Annotated in this window: 15 protein-coding genes; 12 read left to right on the top strand and 3 right to left on the bottom strand. The window is 58.7% G+C overall.

From position 1 onward, the window contains the following. Window positions 1-73: 73 nt before the first annotated feature. The 8 genes from hisD to ASILVAE211_RS21055 all read left to right on the top strand — a co-directional run bounded on the left by hisD (window position 74) and on the right by ASILVAE211_RS21055 (window position 9653). The gene (gene hisD, locus ASILVAE211_RS21090) at window positions 74-1411 is read left to right on the top strand and encodes a histidinol dehydrogenase (protein ID WP_227323342.1); all 1338 of its coding nucleotides are present in this window, start codon (window positions 74-76) and stop codon (window positions 1409-1411) included. Between the two features lie 67 nt (window positions 1412-1478). Next, entirely contained in the window at window positions 1479-2411 is a 933-nt protein-coding gene (locus ASILVAE211_RS21085) for a BKACE family enzyme (RefSeq protein ID WP_227323341.1), read from the top strand. A gap of 255 nt (window positions 2412-2666) precedes the next feature. Then, window positions 2667-3773 (top strand): sugar ABC transporter substrate-binding protein, encoded by a 1107-nt coding sequence (locus ASILVAE211_RS21080; protein ID WP_227323340.1) that lies wholly within the window; start codon window positions 2667-2669, stop codon window positions 3771-3773. A 55-nt stretch (window positions 3774-3828) separates the two neighbouring features. Continuing rightward, window positions 3829-5352: a sugar ABC transporter ATP-binding protein gene (locus ASILVAE211_RS21075; protein ID WP_227323339.1), complete on the top strand. Its 1524-nt coding sequence runs from the start codon at window positions 3829-3831 to the stop codon at window positions 5350-5352. A 16-nt stretch (window positions 5353-5368) separates the two neighbouring features. Continuing rightward, on the top strand, window positions 5369-6385 hold the full coding sequence (locus ASILVAE211_RS21070) for an ABC transporter permease (RefSeq protein ID WP_227323338.1): 1017 nt from the start codon (window positions 5369-5371) through the stop codon (window positions 6383-6385). Window positions 6386-6427: 42 nt separating this feature from the next. After that, entirely contained in the window at window positions 6428-7924 is a 1497-nt protein-coding gene (locus tag ASILVAE211_RS21065; RefSeq protein ID WP_319799610.1) for an aldehyde dehydrogenase family protein, read from the top strand. A 65-nt stretch (window positions 7925-7989) separates the two neighbouring features. Continuing rightward, a complete protein-coding gene (locus ASILVAE211_RS21060; RefSeq protein ID WP_227323337.1) occupies window positions 7990-8802 on the top strand; it encodes an SDR family oxidoreductase in 813 nt (270 codons plus the stop codon). Window positions 8803-8894: 92 nt separating this feature from the next. Next, window positions 8895-9653, top strand: coding sequence for a GntR family transcriptional regulator (locus tag ASILVAE211_RS21055; protein ID WP_227323336.1), 759 nt, complete (start codon window positions 8895-8897; stop codon window positions 9651-9653). 22 nt (window positions 9654-9675) lie between these two features. Here the strand turns inward: ASILVAE211_RS21055 and ASILVAE211_RS21050 are convergent, their stop codons facing one another. Next, window positions 9676-11316, bottom strand: a complete 1641-nt coding sequence (locus tag ASILVAE211_RS21050; protein WP_227323335.1) for a choline dehydrogenase — start codon at window positions 11314-11316, stop codon at window positions 9676-9678. Between the two features lie 366 nt (window positions 11317-11682). Between ASILVAE211_RS21050 and ASILVAE211_RS21045 the strand changes: the two genes are divergently transcribed. From ASILVAE211_RS21045 to ASILVAE211_RS21035, 3 genes are all read left to right on the top strand, one after another. Next, window positions 11683-13476 (top strand): NAD(P)/FAD-dependent oxidoreductase, encoded by a 1794-nt coding sequence (locus tag ASILVAE211_RS21045; protein WP_227323334.1) that lies wholly within the window; start codon window positions 11683-11685, stop codon window positions 13474-13476. 205 nt (window positions 13477-13681) lie between these two features. Continuing rightward, complete coding sequence (locus tag ASILVAE211_RS21040; protein ID WP_264479031.1) at window positions 13682-14677, top strand: glycosyltransferase family 2 protein; 996 nt, start codon at window positions 13682-13684, stop codon at window positions 14675-14677. 384 nt (window positions 14678-15061) lie between these two features. Then, on the top strand, window positions 15062-15274 hold the full coding sequence (locus ASILVAE211_RS21035) for a hypothetical protein (protein WP_227323333.1): 213 nt from the start codon (window positions 15062-15064) through the stop codon (window positions 15272-15274). A 91-nt stretch (window positions 15275-15365) separates the two neighbouring features. Here ASILVAE211_RS21035 and ASILVAE211_RS21030 read toward each other — a convergent pair whose 3' ends face one another. Beyond that, window positions 15366-16796: an aldehyde dehydrogenase family protein gene (locus tag ASILVAE211_RS21030; RefSeq protein ID WP_227323332.1), complete on the bottom strand. Its 1431-nt coding sequence runs from the start codon at window positions 16794-16796 to the stop codon at window positions 15366-15368. Window positions 16797-16838: 42 nt separating this feature from the next. Beyond that, window positions 16839-17222, bottom strand: a complete 384-nt coding sequence (locus ASILVAE211_RS21025; RefSeq protein WP_227323331.1) for an FCD domain-containing protein — start codon at window positions 17220-17222, stop codon at window positions 16839-16841. A gap of 222 nt (window positions 17223-17444) precedes the next feature. Between ASILVAE211_RS21025 and ASILVAE211_RS21020 the strand changes: the two genes are divergently transcribed. After that, window positions 17445-18362 (top strand): dihydrodipicolinate synthase family protein, encoded by a 918-nt coding sequence (locus ASILVAE211_RS21020; RefSeq protein WP_227323330.1) that lies wholly within the window; start codon window positions 17445-17447, stop codon window positions 18360-18362. The last annotated feature ends 117 nt before the right edge of the window (window positions 18363-18479 follow it).

The raw sequence follows: 18479 nt of genomic DNA, 5'->3' as shown, positions 1-18479 counted from the left end.
CGGACAATATTGCAGTTGACGGTACAGTATTTCGGGTCATTAAACTGATGCGCAAAATAATAAGGTGGAAGCCATGGAACGCTGGCTCAAGCGCGGCGCCGATCTCGGCGGGATCGCTCTGGCAGATAAAAAAGTGCGAGAAACGGTCGAAGGAATCCTCAGCGACGTCGCCGAGCGTGGTGATGCGGCGGTGCGCGAATTGTCGATACAGTTCGATAAATGGGATCGTGAGTCCTATCGCCTGACCGAGCAGGAAATCGAAGCCTGCCTGTCGCAACTGTCAAAGCGCGATTTGGACGACATTGCCTTCGCGCAATCGCAGGTGCGGAACTTTGCTCGCCATCAGCGGAGTGCCATTCAGGATATTGAGGTTGAAACCTTGCCGGGGGTTGTCCTGGGCCACAAGAATATCCCGATCCAGTCAGCCGGATGTTACGTGCCTGGTGGCAAATATCCACTCCTCGCATCGGCCCATATGTCCGTCATCACGGCAAAGGTGGCCGGCGTGCCGCGTATCGTCACATCTGCCCCGCCGTTTCAGGGCAAGCCTGCGCCGGCGATCGTTGCAGCACAGCACTTGGCCGGTGCCGATGAGGTCTATTGCCTGGGCGGCATACAGGCGGTGGCCGCCATGGCGCTGGGCACGCAGTCGATAACGCCGGTCGATATGCTGGTTGGGCCCGGCAATGCCTTTGTCGCTGAAGCAAAGCGGCAATTGTTCGGGCGCGTCGGGATCGATCTTTTTGCTGGTCCGACCGAGACTTTGGTCATCGCGGATGACAGTGTCGACGGTGAAATCTGCGCCACCGATCTACTGGGCCAGGCCGAGCATGGTCCGGATTCGCCGGCCATTCTCCTCACGACCTCCGAGGCGCTGGCCCGGGACACAATGCGCGAAATTGACCGCCTGCTGCAAATTCTGCCGACCGCCGCCATCGCGCGGCAGGCCTGGGAAGGGCATGGCGCCGTCATTGTCGTCGATAGCGCCGATGAGATGGTGGCGGTCGCCAACCGGCTGGCTTTCGAGCATGTCCAGGTAATGACGGCTGATCCCGACTACTTCCTGGCGCATATGGTGAATTATGGAGCCTTGTTCCTCGGACCTCGGACGAATGTGGCCTTCGGCGATAAGGTGATCGGCACCAATCATACTTTGCCGACCAAACAGGCGGCCCGCTATACCGGCGGTCTCTGGGTCGGTAAGTTCTTGAAAACCTGCACCTATCAGAAGGTTCTGACCGACGAGGCGTCGAACCTGATCGGCAGCTATTGTTCCCGGCTTTGCGCCCTGGAAGGCTTTGTCGGCCATGGCGAGCAGGCCAATATTCGGGTCCGCCGTTACGGCGGTGGCAATGTGGCCTATGGTGGCGCTGCGGCGTTTCAGACGGAAGCTGCTGCGACGCCTATATAATAGGTACGCTGTGATCACAGATCATAGGACGTGACCTTCGATTTGGGACGAGAGGAAACAGGGATTCATGGCCAAAACCAAAAAAGTCGTCATTACCTGCGCGGTTACGGGGGCCATTCACACGCCGTCGATGTCGCCTTATCTGCCGGTGACGCCGGATGAGATCGTGGAGGCCGCATTGGGCGCTGCTGAGGCGGGCGCGGCGGTGCTGCACCTGCATGCGCGCAACCCGGAGACAGGCCAGCCTGATCAGCGCCCAGAGGCCTTCGCGCCCTTCCTGTCCCGCATCAAGCAATCGACCGATGCCGTGTTGAACCTGACGAGTGGCGGCAGTCCCTTCATGGGCATCGAGGAGCGCATTCGGCCGTCCACGACCTATAAGCCCGAGGTCGCTTCGCTGAATATGGGCTCGATGAATTTCGGTCTTTTTCCGATGCTCGGTCGTTTCAAGGACTTCAAACATCCCTGGGAGCGCGAATTCCTGGAAAACAGCCGGGATCTCATTTTCCGCAATACTTTCAAGGATATCGAATTTGCCCTGAAAGCCATGGGCGGCAATGGCACCAAATTCGAGTTCGAATGCTACGACATCGGCCATCTCTATAACCTCGCGCATTTTCTGGACCGCAAACTGGTGACACCGCCACTGTTTGTGCAAACGGTCTTCGGCATTCTGGGTGGCATCGGTCCGCATCCGGAGGACGTCATGCATATGCGGCGCACGGCCGACCGACTGTTCGGCGATGCCTACCAATGGTCGGTCTTGGGTGCCGGTCGCAATCAGATGCCTATCGTCGCCATGGGGGCCGCTATGGGCTCTCACGTGCGGGTCGGTTTGGAAGACAGTCTGTGGATCGGGCCGGGCAAATTCGCTGAAAGCAATGCCGCGCAGGTTCGGCAGGCAAGGCAGATAATTGAAGGTTTGGGTCTGGAACTGGCATCACCGGATGAGGCGCGCAGCATTTTGGCGCTGAAGGGTGGGGACACCGTCGAATTCTAAAATATACCGCGATCTGTGATCACAGTGTTGACGAGGGCTCCGCCGCGTGTCATCGTCAACGCTGCTAGGAAGACGACGTAAACCAAATCAAAGAATTTGGGCCAAGTAAGAATAGGACGAAACACCGCATAATCATGATAATAACGCCAGACTTGTCTGGTGCGATGTTGTCGTTGCGGACAGAATCCGTCATAGAATAACGCGTCTACGCCAATAATAATCGGCCGGAAAACGGTCAAAGCGGGAGACTTATACGTGAGCGCTGGTACCATCGTCTCATCATCACTGATGCCGAAACGCCGAGACCTTCTCAAAGTCGTAGCGGCCGGTGGTGCCGCGGCTTTTGCCGGTGCTGCGCGGCCTGCCGCCGCCGCTGCGCCTGTTCTTGGATTCAGCAATAAAAGTCTCGACTTTTACTTCTTTCGTATTTTACAGGAAGCCGCCAAGCGCGCGGCGGCCGCCCAGGGCTGGGGCTTTCAAGCCGTCAATGCCAACTTCGATAATACAACGCAGATCCAGCAATGGGATTCTCTGCTGCTGACGCGCCCGATTGCCATGCTGGGTGACACCGTCGACAGCCAGGCCATGGTGAGCGCGGTCAAAAAGGCTAACGCCGCCAAGATTCCGGTCGGGCTGGTCGACAGTCTGGCGACCGGCGGCAATGTCGCCATCTCCGTTGCTTTCGACAATTACCAGGGCGGCGTCATGGCGGCGAATACGGTCATCGATCTCCTGAAGAAGAAGTATAACGGACAGGCCAAGGGCATTGTCCTCAATTGCTATGGTGCGCTGGCAAGCGACGCCTGGCGTGCCCGCAAGCTCGGCTGGGACGCGACTTTCAAGAACTACCCCGATATCAATATGCTGGATCGCCCGACCGACGGTCTGCTCAAGAACATGCTGAGCGTGACGGTCGATACCTTGTCTCAATATCCTAACCTCGATGCCATTCACGCGCCCAGCGATACGCCGTCCCGTGGTGTCGTCACGGCGCTGAAGCAGCGGCATCTGTGGCACAAGATCGGCGACCCGAAGCACGTCATTTTCGTTACCATCGATGGTGAGCCGATCGGCCTGCAATGGATCAAGGAAGGCTATATGGACGCCGATATTTCGCAGGATCCAATCGCCTATAGCGAGATCGCGGTTGAAATGCTGGCCAAATATTCGGTGAAAGGCCAGGCAGTGCCCTTGGGCAAATATACCAACAAGAAATACTACTGGGAGAGCGGCGACATTGTGCAGGGCGATACCGGTCCACGCCTGATCATTCCGCCGTTCGTCATGAATGCAACCAATGCTTCCGACCCCCGGATGTGGGGCAATGTTGCGTCCAATACCTGGGGCATCGCCTATCAGTGATGGGGTGTCTGCTCAGATTCCATCATTGATACTGCAATTCTCTGGGGAGATTTCCATGGCCGATGACTATCTGATCGAAGTGGATGACTGCATCAAACGCTACGGCGGTGTCGTCGCTTTGAAAGGCGTCTCGCTTCGCGTCAGAAAAGGATCGGTCCACGGGCTCCTCGGCGAAAACGGCGCCGGCAAATCGACGCTCGTCAAAATTATCGCCGGGATCGTGCAGGCTACGAGCGGCACGATGCGCTTCAACGGCGAAGAGATCGTCGACGCCGATGTCAAGGCCATGGAGGAAAAGGGTGTTTTCCTTGTCACGCAGGAGCCGATGATCGTCGAGCCGATGACGGTCGCCGACAATCTGATGCTGGGGCGCTGGCCCGCGCGTTCCGGCTTTGTGCGCGATCGGCATATGATGGCATTGGCGACGTCCTTTCTGGAGGAAGCCAATCTCGACCCAAGACGGCTGGCCAGCACCTTGTCTGTGGTCGAGAAACGCAAGCTGAATATCCTGCGTGCCCTGCATAGCGGCGGCAAGCTGATCATTCTGGATGAGCCGACGACGGCTTTGACGATGGCGGACAAGCATCAGCTTTTTACGTTCATGAAGCAACTGCGGGCGCAATCCGTCTCCTTCCTGTTTATTTCGCATTACAATGAAGAAATCCTCGAGATCTGCGATGAGGTCTCGGTTCTGCGCGACGGCCAAATGATCGGGCAGGGGCAGGTCGTGTCCCACCTCGATTCGTCGGCGCTCAGCGAAATGGTGATCGGGCGTGACGTGCATCTGTTCAAACGCGTGACGGATGAGGCCAAGGGCGATGTCGTCTGGACCCTGCGTGACGTTCGCGCATCGGGTCTGAGCGTCGATCGCCTTGATATCAGAAAGGGGGAGATCATCGGCTTCGCTGGTCTACCAGGGTCGGGTGCCAAGGAATTGGGCAGGGCCATTTACGGGCTTATGCCCTCCGCTCGCGGCTTTCTGGATGAAAGCGGAGTCGCCCACGCTTTGCCGCGCGACCCGGCAGAAGCGCTGCGCACCGGCATCGCCTTCCTGTCGGAAGACCGACTGCGCGACGGTATCATCGCCATCCAGTCGATTGCCGAGAACATGACCTTGTCCAGCCTGCCGGCGGTCTCTCGCTTCGGCTGGGTGTCGCGCAGCGCGGAACGCCAATTAGTCGAGAAATTCTGGCGACTGTTCGCGGTCAAGGCGGCGTCGCATGCGGCGCCGCTCGGCTCGCTCAGCGGCGGTAATCAGCAGAAGGTTCTGCTGTCCCGCCTGGTCGCGACCGAACCACGGCTTGTTATCCTGAACGAGCCGACGCGAGGCATTGATGTGGGCGTCAAGGAAGAAGTGCATCGTCTGGTCGACGATCTGAGCCACAGGGGCGTTTCCGTTATTATCATCACCTCCGACATCGAGGAGATGCTGCGGATTGTCGATCGGGTGGCCTTGTTTGTCGATGGTCGCATCAGCGCCATCGAGCCGGCACATGGTTTGACGAAAGAGGATGTGTTTGAGATGGCCTATTCCGCATCCGACAGATCCGTCTCCGCTTCGCATCAGCCTCTTCATTGATCGAAGAAGAACAACAATGAATACAAAAACCAGTGTGATGCCAACCGTTGCGGTGGCGCCGGGTGCCGTCGCCAAAAATGCCGGCGCCAGCCCTTCCGTTCAGCTTCTGCTGAAATATGTCGTGTGGATCTGGCTGGTCGGCCTCGTCATCGTCTTCGGCCTGCTCAACAAGTTCTTCTTCACCACATCTAACCTTCAAAACATCCTGACCCAGGCGACCGTTCTGGGCCTTCTGGGCCTCGCCGCGTCATTGCCGTTGCTGGTGGGAGAGATCGATCTGTCGATTGCCGGCAATATGGGCATATCCTCCGCCATCGGCGCGCTGGCGATTCTGCAACTGCACATGCCGACCTTCCTCGGCGTCATTGTGGGTGTCGGTGCCGCGACCTTGATCGGCTTCTTCAACGGCTTGTGCATCACCCGCCTGCGCATGGTCTCCCTGATCGAGACATTGGGCATGATGATCATCCTGCAGGGCGGCCTTTTGGCCATCACCCAGGGTGCCACGATCACTGATTTTACCGATGCCTATACCTGGGTGGGGCAAACCACCGTCGGCGGTTGGCCGGTCATGCCGCTGGTTCTCTTCGTCGGCTTCATCGGCATGGCGGTGCTGCTGCGGCGCACGGTTTTCGGGCGCAAGCTATACGCGACCGGCGGCAATGCGGCCGCCGCCCATGTCGCAGGTATCCGCGTCAACAAGGTCAAGATCGTGGCCTTCACCCTGTCCGGGTTCATTGCCGGGATTGCCGGCTATTTTCTCGCATCCTGGCAGATGGCCATCACATCGGATCAGGGCGAGGGTTTTCTGCTCTACTCCATCGCGGCCCCCATCATCGGCGGTGTCAGCGTCTTCGGCGGTCGTGGTGACACCTGGGGCATTTTGGGTGGCGTGCTGCTGCTGACGGTTATCCATGTCGGCCTGGCGGTCGTGAATGTCCCGTCCTTCTACGTGGATATGATCGGTGGCTTCCTGATCTTCATCGCGGTGGCGGTCGATGCCATTCGCGTCGGAATGGGCGGAACGCGCTGAGCCTCCGCACGCGACGCGACAAAACAATAAAGGGAGATGACGATGAATTACATGGTCAATGGAACCGGGCTTTCGGCAGAGAATCAGGGCTTCCTCAAGAAACGCCATAAGCTCATGATTGGCGGCGCTTGGGTTGACGCCCTGTCCGGCAAGATGTTCCCGGTCTTCAATCCGGCCAATGGGCAGGAAATTGCGCAGGTCGCGGAAGCGCAAGCGGAAGATGTGGACCGCGCGGTCGCGGCCGCCCGCAAGGCATTCGAATCCGGTCCCTGGCCGTCCATGAAGCCGGTGGAGCGCAGCAAGCTCATCTGGCGCCTGGCGGATAGTCTGGAGGCCCATGCGGATGAGCTGGCGCAGCTGGAAAGCATCGACAACGGCAAGCCCTTCAAGGACGCGCGCAATGTCGATCTGGCATTTTGCTGTGAATTACTGCGCTATATGGCCGGTTGGTGTACCAAACTGAATGGCGAAAGCATCCCGGTATCGATTCCGGGCGACTGGCACGCCTATACCATGCGCGAACCTGTCGGCGTCGTCGGTCAGATCGTGCCGTGGAATTTTCCGCTTCTCATGGCGGTCTGGAAAATTGCCCCGGCCTTGGCTGCCGGCTGCACGATCATTCTGAAACCGGCGGAGCAGACGCCGATGTCTGTCCTGCGGCTGGGTGAAATCGTGCAGGACGTCGGGTTCCCCGATGGCGTGCTCAACATCCTCACGGGTGACGGCATGACGGGTGCGGCTTTGGCGGCCCATCATGACGTCGATAAGATCGCCTTCACGGGGTCGACCGAGGTGGGCCGGTTGATCGTCAAGGCCGCTGCCGGCAACCTCAAGAAAGTCAGTCTTGAGCTCGGCGGCAAATCGCCGGTGATCGTCTTCCCGGACGCTGACATGGATGTGACGATCTCCGGCACGGCGTCCGGCATCTTCTTCAATTCCGGTCAGTGCTGCACGGCGGGTTCCCGGATGCTGGTGCATAAAAAGGTCTTCGACAAGCTGATGACCGGCCTGGCCGACGAAGCGTCCAAATACAAGATCGGTCCGGGCCTTGATCCGTCCAGCCGCATCGGGCCGCTGGTATCGCAGGAACAGCTTGATCGCGTGACCGGCTTCATGGATGCCGGCAAGCGCGACGGCGCCGAGGTCGTGACCGGTGGCGAACGCTGGGGCAATGAGGGCTATTTCGTCAAGCCGACGATTTTTGCCAATACATCGCCCGATATGTCTGTCGTGAAAGAAGAGATCTTCGGGCCTGTGGCCTGCGCCATGCCCTTCGATGATGATGACCTGGCCCGGATCGCCGCTCAGGCCAATAATACCCCCTATGGTTTGGGTGCCAGTATTTGGACGCGCGATATCGGCGTGGCCCATAAGCTGGCTCGCAAGATCAAGGCCGGCACTGTCTGGATCAATGCGCATCTGCCCAATGATGTCGCTCTGCCCTTCGGCGGCTATAAGCAGTCCGGCTGGGGCCGGGAAATGGGGGCCGAGGCGATCGAGCTTTACACCGAGGTCAAGGCGGTCGCCGCGAATCTCTGACCTGAAGGGAAGGGGCATCCAGCCGGTTGCCCCTTCCGACCTAAGTTCTGATGAGGATAGATGCGATGCAAGTAACGGCCGAGGGCAAGCGCGTATTCGTCACCGCCGGTGCTTCCGGCATCGGCCGGGCGACGGCATTGGCCTTTCGGGAGGCCGGTGCGCGCGTGCATATTTGCGACGTCGATACCAGGGCGCTAGCCGCGATGGCCGAACTGGGCATTGGCGTTTCGCGGGCGGATGTCTCGTCCTCGCGGGAGATGGATCCCGTCTTTTCGGACATCGAAGCGAAATGGGGCGGGCTTGATGTTCTCGTCAATAACGCGGGCATCGCCGGCCCGACCAAGCTGGTCGAGGATATCACCGATGCCGAGTGGGACGCGACGGTTGCCGTCAATATCAACGGCGCCTTCTACTGCGTTCGTCGCGCCGTACCGATGATGAAACGTCAGAAAAGCGGCGCCATTATCAATATCTCCTCGACGGCGGGGCGCATCGGGATGCCGATGCGTACGCCCTATTCGACCACGAAATACGCGGTACGCGGATTGACGGATGTTCTGGCGATCGAGCTTGGCAGCCATAATATTCGCGTCAATGCCGTACTGCCGGGGTTGATCGACGGCCCCAGGGGCAAGCGCGTCGTGGATGAACAGGCGGATGCCAAGGGGATCGACCGCCAGGCCTATCTGGCCGCCATGCTTCACAATATCTCGCTCCATGCGCTGATCAGTATGGAGGAGGTCGCGGCCATGGTGCTGTATCTCGGCTCTGACTGGGCCAAGCATATTTCCGGCCAATCGTTCGGCGTTTGCGGGAATTTTGAAAGCTATCGGTCGCCGTTGACGATCGAGGAGACCACGCTCACCTTCAGCGTCTAGCCACCAGTCTGGCCAGGCGAGACTGGTGGCGCGAACTGGCCACGGGCCAGCCGGTCGCGTATTATCGGTTAGGAACGGGAAGAGGCTTGCCGATGGACGGCGCACGAGACCTGATTGACATTCGCAGCCTTCATGATCGGGTCTATGGCAGAATACGCGACGCCATGCGGAAAGGCGTCTTCACCTCTGGCCAGACCCTGACAATTCGGGGACTGGCCGCCCGTTTCGGCACCAGTGACATGCCGATCCGTGAAGCCATCAAACGGCTGACGGCGGAGAAGGCGCTTGTCCAACAGGCCGATCGAACCTTCAAAATCCCTGAGATTACCGCGGACGGCTTCGAGGAGCTTGTTGTGGTCCGCGCCATGATCGAAGGCCGGGCGGCTGAACTGGCGGCAGACAATGCGGATGCCGCCTTTGTCGAGCGTCTGCGAGAAGCCAATGCGGCTATGGCGCTCGCCTTGGACGAAGGCGATCTGACGCTGGCGCTGGAGAGCAATCAGGAATTTCATTCCCGGTTATATGAAGGCTGCGGCAACGCCACGCTTTTGGAACTCATTGATATATTGTGGCTGCGCAGCGGTCCTTATCTGGCGGCGCTTGTCGTTGATATGTCCGGCAGCGAGGTTTTCCGCGAAGCGGTTTTTGTCCATGACAGCATCATAGCGGCCGTTGTCGCCAAAAACGGGAAGCAGGCTGCCAAGGCGTTGAAGGTCGATATCGAAAATACAGCGCAGTGGTTTCTGTCTCATGGCGGAACCGGGCCAGCGGTTGCCAAATTGGACGATCAACCGCCTCCGATTGACGCCAGGGTAAAGCCGGTGAGGAAGCGCCGCACCTTAACCCGGTAACAGCGCTTCCCAACCAATCCGGTCAGGCCGCGAGGCCGGACTGCCCCGCAGGTCGCGTGCCCGCCGTCGTCCCCCGGCCAAGAATAAAGTCCGCCGCACGTTCGGCAATCATGATCGTGGGCGCGTTGGTATTGCCGGTGGTGAGTGTCGGCATGATGGAAGCGTCCACCACACGCAGCCCATCGATGCCATGAACACGCAGCCGATCGTCGACGACAGCCATGCTGTCCGAGCCCATCTTGCAGGTTCCGACCGGATGATAGATCGATTCGATATTGGCCCGGACATAGGCATCGATATCCTGGTCGCTCTTCACCTCGGACCCAGGGCCATATTCCGTGCCGCGATAGGGATCAAAAGCACGCTGCGCGATGATCTGGCGGCTGATCTTGATGCCGTCGCGCATGACGCGAACGTCCTCCGACCGCTCAAAATAATTCGGCTGGATTGTTGGATGCTTGGTCGGATCGACCGAGTTGATCATGATCGAGCCGCGGCTCTCGGGTCGGGCGATATTGAAATAGGGCATGAACCCGTGCTCGGGGATGATGTTGCGTCCATGGTCATCGTACATGATGAGCATGAAATGATATTGCAAATCTGCCGCCACCAGCTCAGGCCTTGTCTTCACGAAGGCCAGTGCCTCGACGCCATGATAGGCCGCCGGTCCTGTGCCGTTGAGAAGATATTGGCCGAGCGCCAGGGCAGATCGTACAGGCTTGACCATCGGCAGCATCGAAATCGGCTGCGAAGACCGCTGCTTGACGCTGAGTGCGAGGTGATCCTGGAGGTTTTGGCCGACGCCGGGCAGGGCTGCCGCGATGTCGATGCCCAGCGGCCTGAGATGATCAGGGTTACCGATACCCGAAAGCTGTAACAGCTGCGGTGAATTGACGGCGCCGCCGGACAGAATCACCTCCCGATTGGCGTTCAGGCGATAGCGCTTCTGATCCTTGATATATTCCACCCCGACGGCGGTGCCATGTTCGATGATGATCTTCGAGACCATAGCCCCGGTAATGATCTCCAGATTTTTACGGTCCTTGACGGGGCGAAGGTAGCTGTGAGCCGCACTTGACCGCACCGGTACCTTGCCGGTCAGGTCCAGCGTGCTGTCGCAGGGGCCGAAGCCTTCCTGATTGCTGCCGTTGAAATCCGATGTGCGAGGATAGCCCGCCTGAACGCCGGCTTCGACGAAGGCCTTCGAAAACGGGTGTTTCAGGCCATAGCGGCTGGTCTTGAGCGGACCTTGCCCGCCATGAAATGCGTCGCCACCGTCCTTCCATCCTTCGGAGCGTTTGAAATAGGGTAGGCAATCGTCATAGGACCAGTTGCGATTGCCCATCTGGGCCCAAAGATCATAATCCGACGCGTGGCCACGAATATAGATCATGCCGTTGACGGCGCTGCATCCGCCAAGGACTTTGGCGCGTGGCCAAAACAATGTTCTGTTATTAAGATGCTGCTGGGGGACGGTGTGATATCCCCAGTCGATCTGGCCGGTTTTCATGAGCTGAAAATAGCCTGCGGGCATGCGGATAAAGGGGCTTTTGTCATGGCCTCCGGCTTCGAGAAGGGTCACTTTGATATCGGGGTCAGCCGACAGCCGGTTCGCCAGCACGCAGCCGGCAGATCCTCCACCGATGACAATATAGTCGCTCATATGGACGCCCTCTTTTTTGGCGGGGCTTTGATGCCCCATGGCTTATTGGCAAGTCTTTTGGCTTGCTGTTAGGTGATTGCCGCGGAAGCATTCGAATAGCCCGTATTTTGCCAATTTGACCCGCTGAGTGTCAAGCAGTGTGATCACAGATCGCGCTTTGGCGGCCTAAATCACGCTGCGCGCCTTTGCGGTATTGCAGGCACTTGCGGCTTGCGGTTGCGACGGCTGACATTGGCTGGCACGATACCGTTATGGGGCGGCGATTTTTGTGGCGCCGCAGCAAATTGGTTTTGCGATCGGGCAGGTTGTCCAAAGTCGGTCAAGAAGAAAAGTGTGCGATCAACGTGCACGGCAAGGGAGAGATGAATGAATTCGTCATCCGCGACAACGCAGCTTAAATCCTGGATCAGTGCTTTCAGCAATGCGCTGGACAGTGGCGATGCCGACAAAGCGGCTGCGATGTTTACCGAGGATTGCTACTGGCGCGACCTATTGGCATTCACCTGGAATCTTTCAACGGCGGAAGGAAGAGCGGCCATCACGGCGATGCTACGCGCTGTTTTACCGCTCGTGAGACCGTCAGGCTTCGTAATCGACGGCGAGGCAACCGAAAGCAACGGCATTATTGAGGGCTGGTATCGGTTCGAGACGGAGCAGGCGACTGGCAAAGGCTTCATTCGGCTTAAGGGCAGTCAATGCTGGACTCTTCTGTCTTCGATGGAGGAATTAAAGGGTTTTGAAGAGAAAAAAGGCAGTCGCCGGGTCTTTGGTGCCGAACATGGCGTTCAGAAAGGGCGCCGGACCTGGCTGGAGCGTCGGGAGGAGGAAGAGCGGACGATTGGTCATGAACGGCAGCCTTATGTCGTCATTGTCGGGACCGGCCAAGGCGGTCTTGCCCTGGCGGCAAGGCTCAGGCGGCTGGATGTTCCGACGCTTTGTCTGGAGAGCAATGCCAATCCCGGTGACGCATGGCGGAAGCGATATAAATCGCTCTGCCTGCATGATCCCGTCTGGTACGACCACATGCCGTACCTTCCTTTCCCGGATGATTGGCCCGTCTATACGCCGAAGGACAAGATCGCCGATTGGCTCGATCACTACGCCAAAGTGATGGAACTGAATATCTGGACATCGACGGCGTGTGAGGGCGCCAGCTACGATGAAGAGCGGCAGGAATGGGCTGTCAAAGTCACGCGCGGGGGCAAGCCCGTTACCTTGCGGCCCAAGCACCTGGTTTTTGCGACCGGAGTTTCCGGCTTTCCGAACGAGCCAAAATTTCCGGGTATGGATCGCTTCAAGGGTGAACAGTATCATTCCAGCAAGCATGGCAGCGGCGAGCGCTTTGCGGGTAAGACGTGCGTGGTGGTCGGATCCAATAACTCCGCTCATGATATTTGTGCGGAGCTTTGGGAAAACGGTGCCGACGTCACGATGGTGCAGCGAAGCTCCACCCATGTTGCGGGTTCAGACTCGCTGTTCAAGTTTGGAACCAGCAAGCTTTATTCGGAAGCCGCGCTGGAACGCGGCATCACGACAGACAAGGCGGATCTTATCAACGCCTCCGTGCCATACGGATTGATGCCGCAATTCAATATCCCCGTGACCGAAGCGATCAGGGAGCATGACGCGGAATTCTACAAAAAACTGGAAAAGGTAGGCTTCCAGCTGGACTATGGTGATGACGGATCTGGGTTGTTCCTCAAATATATGCGCCGTGGGTCAGGGTATTATATCAATGTGGGCGCGTCTGAACTGATCATCAATGGCGACATCAAATTGCGGCATGGACAGATCAGAGAGATTACCGAGCATGCCCTCGTTCTGGAGGATGGCATGGAACTGCCAGCCGATCTTATTATTTATGCCACGGGCTATGGATCGATGAGTGACAGGGTCGCGCAAGTCGTATCACCAGCCATGGCGGCAAAGGTCGGCAAGGTCTGGGGCCTGGGGTCCAATACAACAAAAGACCCAGGTCCGTGGGAAGGGGAGCCGCGCAATATGTGGAAGCCCACGCGACAGAATGGCCTGTGGTTTCAAGGTGGCAACCTGCATCAGGCTCGCCATTATTCTCAATACCTGTCGCTTCAGCTTAAAGCACGTTTGGAAGGTCTGCCGACGCCTGTCTATGGCATGTCCGAAGGCTCGGCAGATCGCTGAACCTGTTGGCCAATCCCGGCATCGACTGCCGGGATTGGCCGGAGGACGGCTGCGCCTGTGGCTTGATCGGGTCAGGGATTGTTGACCGGATAGGTAAAGAGAGGCTGGACGAAGCGAGGCAACTTATGGCTAAGCCATTCTGCAATCGCTGCCCCTCGTCAATATGGACCATAGTTCTGTGTCTCTTCCACCGACCAAAGCACATCTGCCATATGACGTGGCATCGGGCGAAGCGGCTCCTTTCGTCTCAATTGTTGTGCCTTGTCACAACGAGGCCGAAAATCTTCCGGCTCTTTACGCAAGGGTGCGCGCCGTGCTGGACGGTATCGCAGTCAGTTGGGAACTGATCTGCGTCAACGATGGCAGCCAGGACGCGACGCTGCCGGGCCTCATCCGCCTTCAGCAGCAGGATGCCCGGGTGCGCGTTTATGATTTATCGCGCAACTTCGGGAAAGAGGCAGCGATGAGCGCCGGGCTGGATCAGGCGCGGGGCGAGGTCATCATCCCCCTCGACGCTGACTTGCAAGACCCGCCCGAGGTCATTCCTGACCTCATTGCCAAGTGGCGCGAGGGCTTTGACGTCGTCAATGCCGTGAGAGAAGCGCGGGACGGGGAGGGCTGGCTGAAGCGGACCTCGGCCCATGTCTTCTATCGCGTCATCAACCGCCTGAGCGCCATTGATATTCCGCGTGATACGGGTGATTTCCGGCTGCTGTCCCGTGCCGCGGTTGAGGCTTTGCGGCAGATGCCGGAACGCCGGCGGTTTATGAAGGGCATGTTTGTCTGGGTCGGATTCCCGACGGCTTCGGTGCCGTATCGTCGCGCCAGCCGTCATGCCGGCCGGACGAACTGGAACTATTGGGGCCTGTGGAATTTCGCGCTTGAAGGGATCACCTCCTTCAGCCAGGCACCGCTGCGCATTGCCTCCTATATCGGACTGCTGGTGGCACTGCTTTCGCTATTCTACGCTCTGTTTTTGATCGTGCGCACCATGGCTTTCGGCAATCCGGTCAGCGGGTACCCGTCTCTCATGGTGGCGATTTTGTTCCTGGGCGGCGTGCAACTGGTGGCACTGGGCGTCATTGGCGAATATGTCGGCCGTATCTATGAAGAGACCAAGCAAAGACCGATCTATATCATCCGCCGCAGTTGGGCGGCCGACACGGCCGCCAAGGATGACCAAGACGAGCAGCAAGCCTGAAATCGGTCAGCTTCCAGAAGACAGCTGCGTATTCGGGTTGCTGATACCTATTATCCGGCATGAAACAGCCAAGACTGCGATGATATAGCATAACATTGCAGTGGCAATCGGATACGGAAATGCCGGTTACGAAGCACTGTCTTTAATGACGCTTGTTATCATTTGTGTGCAAAACATGGGTGATCTGTCAATTATGCGTCAATTGCATAACAACAATTTAGACGGAGGTGTATAAAGACGAGGTCAAAACGTCTTCTGAAGCAGGCAAATAAAATGATCCGATCTTCCTCCATCGTGGCAGCAGGTCTGTTTTTTTTTTCAGTAAATTCTTACGCAGCACCAGTAATTCCGAGCGTCTTTTCTAGCGGCGCGTCAATCCAGTCCATGCAGATCGAGCGCGTTGCTGAGGGCTGTCCCGCCGGGCAATGGCGCGGGCCCTGGGGGCATTGCCGAGGCACGCCCTATAGCGGCAATATGCCGGGCGGCGGCTATGCGATGCGGTATGACGGCTGCCCGCCCGGCTATTGGCGCGGACCCTGGGGCAATTGCCGCAACACGATCTATCACGGTCGCCTGCCTGACGGTGGATATCAGTAAGCGCACTGAACTTTGTATAGCGAGAGACTGAGATAATCAGGGAAATCACCCGGTGCCCCAACGGCGCCGGGTAATTTCGCTGTCAGAAAGGTCAGTCGCCGTAGCCGATGATGCCTTTGATTTCCATGAAATCACGCAGGCCGAAATCAGCATATTCACGGCCATTGCCAGACTGCTTATAGCCGCCGAAAGGCGCAAACAGATCCCAGTCCGGATAATTGATTTGGATCGCGCCGGCACGCAGGCGGCGCGCGACGCGTCGCGCCTCGGCCATGTCGGTTCCCTGCACATAAGCGGCAAGGCCGTAAGGTGTGTCATTCGCGATGGCGATGGCCTGCTCCACCGTCTCGTAAGGAATAATCGCCAGGACCGGCCCGAAAATCTCTTCCCGCTCGATACGCATGCCGGGCTGAACATTGCCGAAGACAGTTGGCTTCACGAAATAACCGGCGTTCAAGCCGTCAGGCTTGCCCGGGCCACCGGCGACAAGCGTCGCACCTTCGGCAATGCCGGCCTCGATCAGGGCCTGCACCTTATTGAACTGCACATCGCTCACCAGCGGCCCCAATTCCGTCGCTTCGTCGCGCGGGTCGCCGGTGACCACGGCCAGCGCTGTCTTGCGGGCAATCTCCAGCGCCGCATCGTGCTTGTTGGCTGGGACCAGCATGCGCGTCGGCGCATCGCAGGACTGTCCCGTATTGCCGAAACAGCCAAGCACGCCCTGGCTCACCGCCTGTTCCAGATCGGCGTCGGGCAACACGATATTGGCGGACTTGCCGCCCAGTTCCTGTGCCACGCGCTTGACGGTGGCGGCCGCATTGCGCGCCACGTCCGTGCCCGCGCGGGTTGAACCGGTAAAGGAGACCATGTCGATATCGGGATGGGAGGACATCGCCGCACCCACGTCCGGCCCGGTACCATTCACGAGATTGAACACGCCCTTGGGCACGCCCGCCTCATGCATGATTTCGGCAAAGACCATGCCGGAGATCGGTGCGATTTCGGAGGGCTTGAGCACCATGGTGCAGCCGGCGGCCAAGGCAGGCGCCACTTTGCACATGATCTGGTTCATAGGCCAGTTCCAAGGCGTGATCAGGGCCACGACACCGACCGGCTCATGAGTCACGACCGTCGTGCCGCGCTTTTCATCAAATGCGAAAGCCTTGAAGGATTCGATCAGTGCTTCCAGATGGCCTTGGCCAGCGAAAGCCTGTGAATCTCTGGCGCGGGCGATAGGGGAGCCCATTTCCTGACTGATCGCCTGGGCCATATCCTCGTAGCGGCGCTTGTAGATCTCCAGCATCCGCTCCAGCAGCGCCAGACGTTCGTCGCGGGTCGTCTGGGAAAACGTCTCGAAAGCGGTTCGAGCGGCCGCTACGGCGCGGTCTACGTCCTGGGCGCTGCCGAGCGAGATGGTGGCAAAAACCTGCTCGGTCGCCGGGTTAATGACCCCCAGGGGACGCGCCTCGATCGGATCGACGAAAGCGCCGTCAATGTAAAACTTTCTATAATCCGATGCCATGACAGCCCCTTCTTGCTATAAATAGTGATCACAATGACACCATTATCTAAAGGGCCGCAATGCGGCCGGTGGGATTTTTGCGGACTTACGTAGGGACGATGGCTCCCAGGCCCTGACGCGGGCCTGGCCGCTGTAGCTGCGAACTTCCAAAAGGCGGCGCAGGGCGTTCTGCTGCCGCACAACAGTGAGAATGATCGGGTTCCGGTCGACACTTGCGATCGCCTCATGAAAGCGCGCGTCGAGGTTAAAGATCACAATTGGCGTGCGGATTTTCTCGCGCAGCCTATCCAGCAAGTGACGGTGATCCGCCAGTATCGCGCGGATGGGCGTGCCGGGCGCCTGCACTTGCTCGGCAAGTTCCACTTCTGTCACGCGCTGACCTTCCGGCCAGTTCTGCTGGGCCGCCAGATCGACGAACCGCTGCATGAGTTGGGAATGGCGGGATGGACGTCAGGGGCGCGAGCTGGCCATGGACATAATGTACACTATCTGCCAAATCGAACAATAAGCTGCGCAATATCAGTAAGCCCGCGCGGCGCGGCCTCGCATTCACGCTGTCCCGGACCTGCCGCCGGGCCCGCTTGGCGGGTTGTGGGGCGCTTTTCTGACAGCATGCCCTCGGCGTGCTTGAACCAAGAGAGTGATGTCATGAAAGACAGAAGCGAATCCGCCGAGCGTCTGCGCGGCCTTTTTAATATCACCGTGACGCCCTTCACGGCGCAGGGCGAAATGGATATCGCCGCTCTCGCGGAGAACGTGGAGCGCGTCATCGGCCTTGGCTTTGATGGGCTGCTGATCGGCGGCACCTATGGCGAATTTCCGACCATGACCACAGAGGAGCGCGCCGATCTGTTTCGCGCCGTCATGGACATCGCCGGTGACCGCGTGCCGGTCATGCTGTGCAGTGCGGGTTCCGACGCACGGGTGGTGCACGACCTTACCGTGCTGGCCGGTGACCTCGGCGGCGTTCCGATGATTACCCCGCCCTATGTGTCCGAGATTACAGACGCCCAAATCGTCGCATTCTTTAAGGAGATGATCCCGCTCTCCAAGACAGGTGCCATCATCTACAATGCGCCTGGCATCGGCATTACGCTGTCGCCCTCCGTCATCGAAGAACTGGCGGACATTCCGGGCGTCGTCGGTTTGAAGCAGGGAGACTTAAATCCGACTGCGATCGACCGCATCGCCAATCGGGTCGGTGGGCGCATCCGGCTTTTCTGTGCCTCAGACCTTGCCTTTCTGGGGCCGATGATGGCGGGGTTTGACGGCACAAGTTCCACCAATTCCGGAGCGCTTCCCGAGCTTATTCTGGCAACCTACCGCGCGATCGAGGCTGGCGATGCGAAAGCCGCTTGCGACTTGCATCGGCTTTGGTATGGCTTCCGTGCCCTTGCGCGTCTTCATGGCCAACCGCAATTCGTAAAAGCGGCAATGCGCCAGCGCGGCTTCAAGGGGGGGCAGGTCCGCAAGCCTTTGCAGGAAATTTCTGATGCGGCTATCGCCGAATTGGCGCTCGTCCTGCAGGTATTGGCACAAGACCCGCGTAGCGGCGTCAGCATCTAATCCGGGCGACGGTACGGGGGGGGCAGCCGCCCCCGGGCTGTCTAAGCTTTTTCGATTGCCGGGCATCAACAGCGGTGGACTAAGACGCGCTTCTGCGCTGGAGAAAAGCGGGCGACG

Source organism: Acidisoma silvae, from assembly GCF_020618775.1.
GTDB lineage: Bacteria > Pseudomonadota > Alphaproteobacteria > Acetobacterales > Acetobacteraceae > Acidisoma > Acidisoma silvae.
Note: the sequence above shows the minus strand (reverse complement) of the source record. Positions and strands in the feature narration are given on the sequence as shown.

What these genes read in the sequence shown, in the direction of transcription:
- hisD (WP_227323342.1), top strand. Translation starts at nt 74, where the DNA reads ATGGAACGCTGGCTCAAGCGCGGCGCCGATCTCGGCGGGATCGCTCTG.
- ASILVAE211_RS21085 (WP_227323341.1), top strand. Translation starts at nt 1,479, where the DNA reads ATGGCCAAAACCAAAAAAGTCGTCATTACCTGCGCGGTTACGGGGGCC.
- ASILVAE211_RS21075 (WP_227323339.1), top strand. Translation starts at nt 3,829, where the DNA reads ATGGCCGATGACTATCTGATCGAAGTGGATGACTGCATCAAACGCTAC.
- ASILVAE211_RS21070 (WP_227323338.1), top strand. Translation starts at nt 5,369, where the DNA reads ATGAATACAAAAACCAGTGTGATGCCAACCGTTGCGGTGGCGCCGGGT.
- ASILVAE211_RS21065 (WP_319799610.1), top strand. Translation starts at nt 6,428, where the DNA reads ATGAATTACATGGTCAATGGAACCGGGCTTTCGGCAGAGAATCAGGGC.
- ASILVAE211_RS21060 (WP_227323337.1), top strand. Translation starts at nt 7,990, where the DNA reads ATGCAAGTAACGGCCGAGGGCAAGCGCGTATTCGTCACCGCCGGTGCT.
- ASILVAE211_RS21055 (WP_227323336.1), top strand. Translation starts at nt 8,895, where the DNA reads ATGGACGGCGCACGAGACCTGATTGACATTCGCAGCCTTCATGATCGG.
- ASILVAE211_RS21050 (WP_227323335.1), bottom strand. Translation starts at nt 11,316, where the DNA reads ATGAGCGACTATATTGTCATCGGTGGAGGATCTGCCGGCTGCGTGCTG.
- ASILVAE211_RS21045 (WP_227323334.1), top strand. Translation starts at nt 11,683, where the DNA reads ATGAATTCGTCATCCGCGACAACGCAGCTTAAATCCTGGATCAGTGCT.
- ASILVAE211_RS21035 (WP_227323333.1), top strand. Translation starts at nt 15,062, where the DNA reads ATGCAGATCGAGCGCGTTGCTGAGGGCTGTCCCGCCGGGCAATGGCGC.
- ASILVAE211_RS21030 (WP_227323332.1), bottom strand. Translation starts at nt 16,796, where the DNA reads ATGGCATCGGATTATAGAAAGTTTTACATTGACGGCGCTTTCGTCGAT.
- ASILVAE211_RS21025 (WP_227323331.1), bottom strand. Translation starts at nt 17,222, where the DNA reads ATGCAGCGGTTCGTCGATCTGGCGGCCCAGCAGAACTGGCCGGAAGGT.
- ASILVAE211_RS21020 (WP_227323330.1), top strand. Translation starts at nt 17,445, where the DNA reads ATGAAAGACAGAAGCGAATCCGCCGAGCGTCTGCGCGGCCTTTTTAAT.